General features: G+C 62.6%; 4 protein-coding genes. 2 read left to right on the top strand and 2 right to left on the bottom strand.

Annotated features, from left to right (window positions below):
* Window positions 1-72 precede the first annotated feature (72 nt).
* Window positions 73-1,344 carry a glycosyltransferase gene (locus H1Y01_RS09155; protein WP_180540136.1) on the bottom strand — a complete coding sequence of 424 codons (1,272 nt, stop codon included), beginning with the start codon at window positions 1,342-1,344 and terminating at the stop codon, window positions 73-75.
* 2 nt (window positions 1,345-1,346) lie between these two features.
* Between H1Y01_RS09155 and H1Y01_RS09150 the strand changes: the two genes are divergently transcribed.
* Both H1Y01_RS09150 and H1Y01_RS09145 read left to right on the top strand, forming a co-directional pair.
* Window positions 1,347-2,465, top strand: coding sequence for a D-TA family PLP-dependent enzyme (locus H1Y01_RS09150; protein WP_180540135.1), 1,119 nt, complete (start codon window positions 1,347-1,349; stop codon window positions 2,463-2,465).
* Window positions 2,465-2,917: a hypothetical protein gene (locus tag H1Y01_RS09145; protein WP_180540134.1), complete on the top strand. Its 453-nt coding sequence runs from the start codon at window positions 2,465-2,467 to the stop codon at window positions 2,915-2,917. The genes H1Y01_RS09150 and H1Y01_RS09145 overlap by 1 nt, the downstream gene beginning before the upstream one ends.
* A 5-nt stretch (window positions 2,918-2,922) precedes the next feature.
* On the opposite strand, the gene H1Y01_RS09140 is transcribed toward H1Y01_RS09145, so the two are convergent.
* Window positions 2,923-3,403, bottom strand: a 481-nt coding sequence (locus H1Y01_RS09140) for an RES family NAD+ phosphorylase (protein WP_180540133.1), incomplete at its 5' end; no start/stop codon positions are given.

Below are 3,403 nucleotides of genomic sequence, written 5' to 3'. Positions count from 1 at the left end.
CATTCAATTTGCTGAAGTCGAGCATGAAACTAAAAAACCCGCCGTTGCGGGCGGGTGCGTTCTTGCGAAATCTCAGGATAGCACCGGCTCTTTCAGCGCGAGTTCGATCTCATCCGCCGCCAGGCGCGCGCCGTGCTCCGATCGAATCCGCTCCGCTATCGCCGCTCCCGCAGCAGCATAGGACGGATTCATGAGCAGTTTCGAAAGTAGCGCTGCAACTCGCGAAGCACGATAGCGTTCGCGCGGCAAAGTCTCGCCGATCCCCGCGCGTTTGACGCGAGCCGCGTTATCGAATTGATCGTGCGAGAACGGGACGACCAGCATCGGGCGGCCGGAACGCATCGCTTCGGCCGTTGTCCCCACTCCGCCTTGATGCACGATCACGGACGCATGCGGCATGATCGCGGCGTGCGGTGCGTATTCGAGACACAGGATATTCGGCGGCAACGGATCGGGAAGGTGCTGGGGCATCGGTCCGGTCAGGAAGATGGCGCGCGCTTTCAAACTCGCAATCGCGGCAGCGCTTTCAATGTAAAAGTCGCGCGCGACGCTTACCGCTGACGATCCGAGCGTAAAAACGACCGGCCGTTCACCCGCGGCGAGGAACGCTTCGAGTGGCTCGCGCCCAGCCCATTCGCTCTGCGCGTGTTCGTGGAAACAGAAACCGGTGACGATCGTTTGTTCGGGCCAGTCGATCGCCGGTTCGGCGAGCGCGCGCGAGAACAGAGCAAGAATGCGCGCCGGCGAGTTCGCGCCTTCGAACAGCGGGCTCTCGCGTGTGTCGAGCCCCAGTTCGCGGCGAAGCTCCAGTACCGGCTTCACCCACGCCCGGCTCTTCCGGCGCCCGACATCCCAAATCCGCTTCATGAACGCCGGACCGAAAACGCGGAGCTTCGTCACCCACAGAGCCGACGGGATGAGCGGCGGATCATACGCCGAGATGAACGAGGCGGGTGCGAGGACGGTCGACACCCACGGCTTCTTCAAGTGCTCAGCAACCGCGACGGCAGCAAACGTGATCAGGTGCGTGACGATGAGGTCCGCTTCGCGGGCGGCCGGAAGCGTATCGGCGAACGTCTCGCGCACAACGCCGGCCACCCAGCGGATCACGTGCTCGCTGCCGCGCCGGCGATCGAAGAGCGCTTCAAAAAAGCGGCGATCGTCGGGATCGATCTCGGGACGAACAGCATGAAACGAGAAACCCTCCGCTTCCACCTTCTCGCGATAGATCATGCTGGTAGCTAGGGTGACCGAGTGTCCGCGATTCCGCAGCTCGCGGCCGATCGCGAGGTAGGGATGCAGGTCGCCGTACGAGCCGAATGTTGTGATGAGAATGCGAGCCACGGATGAAGCTTGAGGATTACACGTTCGAAGACGCAGAAGCGATTCTGACGCCTGCGCTGGCGGTATACGCGGACAAGGTCGACGCCAACATCGAAGCGGCGCTGCGCATGATGGACGGCGACGCGAATCGCTGGCGGCCGCACCTGAAGACCGCGAAGATGCGATGGGTCATCGAGCGCCTGCTGCATTATGGCGTGCGTCAGTTTAAGTGCGCGACCACGCGCGAGTTGGCGATGGCCTGTGAGTCGGGGGCGCCGGATGTTCTGGTGGCGTTTCCGTTGACCGGCCCGCATGCGCGGCGGGTCATGGAGATTGCGGAAGAGCATCCCGGAACGCGCGTTTCGGTCCTGGTGGAGAATGCGGCGCAGGCGGCTTTGTGGCGCGGTTCGGACATCGGCATCTTCATCGACGTGAATCCGGGGATGGACCGCACGGGAGTCGGCCAGGAGGATGCGTCGGGGATCATCGGACTCGCCCAGGCGGCCGGCGCGCGGTTCCGAGGCATCCACTATTACGACGGTCACGTCACCGCGCCGTCGATGAACGACCGCGAACGGCTGGCGTACGCGGGCTATGACCGGCTGATGGATTTGGTCGCGAAGCTGACCGACGCCGGATTGCGCGCGGGCGAAGTAATCACGGCGGGAACTCCGGCCATGCCGTGTTCCTTGAGCTATGCCGGCTTCACGTCAGGCGCGTTCGTACATCGCGTGTCGCCGGGGACGATCGTGTTCAACGACGTGAACAGTCTCGCGCAACTCCCCGGTTACGGATTCCAGGCCGCCGCTCTCGTAATCGCGACCGTGGTGAGCCATCCCGCGCCGGGCCGCGTCACGTGCGACGCCGGACACAAGAGCGTGTCAGCGGATGCGGGCGTGCCGACCTGCGTCGTTGTCGGCCACAGTGACTTTGAGCCGCTAAAGCCAAGTGAAGAGCATCTGCCGATTGCGGTGCCTGCGGACGATGCGCCCGCGATCGGCGAACTGCTGTATCTGCTGCCGAAGCACATTTGCCCGTCCGTGAATCTATTTGACGAGGCGCTGCTGATTCGCGACAGACGTGTCACGCGCATTGAGCCGGTTGCGGCGCGTGGACACGAGCGGGCTTTAACTCTCGTTTGATGTTACACATCGAAATCCTTAAGCAGCCGGATGGCACCGGTTTGCTTCGATGCATCCGCCAGGATGGTTCAGTCACCTGGCAGAAACAAACCAGGCACGCCGCGCATTTCGCCATGCACGATCTAACTCATTTCGTAGTCGAGAGTGTTCTGGGTTACCGTCGCGGTTTCTTCGGTTTGATTGCTGAAGGGTGGGATGTAGCGGATACCACCGGCAAAGGTACGCGCGGCGCCGTTCCCGCCGAGGCACTTGAAGTGGAGAAGCTGGTTGGTCTGTTCGATTCCGAGCGCGCGTCCAATGCATTGTGGAGCGCCGACGAGTTCAACAAATTCGCCCCTCGGGCGCTAACAGAGATCGAGATTCAAAACGTGCGCGCCCTGCGCTCCGCACTCTCGCGCCGGTGGTTCGCGATCGCGCCGAACCAACGAATCAAGCTGACCTTTGAGTCGTAAAGCGGCTACTTAAAAAACCGCGCATCGTACGCAAAGCTCTCCACCGGAAGCAGCGTGATCCGCTCGAACTCCCGATGCGCGGGATTCAGCAACCAGTTAAACTCCACCGGAACGACCGCCGAAGGAACCAGCAACACCGCGTACTTCGCCTCACTCACGAAACGATCGCCGATCGCCGCCAGCCGCGGCAGCGCAGGCATCGCTCTCCAATCGGCCGGCAACTCATCGGTAGAAACGGCCGTTCGCGACACGCTCTCCGGGACGTCCGCCGCGGCCACCACCAGGTCTGTTGGTGGGTCACCCACCTCAAGATGCACGAAGTACTCGACCATCGCCAGCGATAGATGCTCGGCCGTATAGGCGATTCGCGTCCCGACTCGCGACCAGCGCGCTCCGAACCGGTACGCGCCCTCGCCACTGAAAGGGCGCTCCGCGTAGGCCTTTCGAAGAATCCGATAGACGCGGTTCAACTCACCCCGCCGTAGG

It is taken from the genome of Nevskia soli, assembly GCF_903970205.1.
Classification (GTDB): Bacteria; Acidobacteriota; Terriglobia; order Bryobacterales; family Bryobacteraceae; genus Bog-113.
The sequence above is the reverse complement of the archived record's forward strand: the minus strand, read 5'-3'. Positions and strand labels throughout refer to the sequence as shown.

What these genes read in the sequence shown, in the direction of transcription:
- H1Y01_RS09150 (WP_180540135.1), top strand. Translation starts at nt 1,347, where the DNA reads ATGAAGCTTGAGGATTACACGTTCGAAGACGCAGAAGCGATTCTGACG.
- H1Y01_RS09145 (WP_180540134.1), top strand. Translation starts at nt 2,465, where the DNA reads ATGTTACACATCGAAATCCTTAAGCAGCCGGATGGCACCGGTTTGCTT.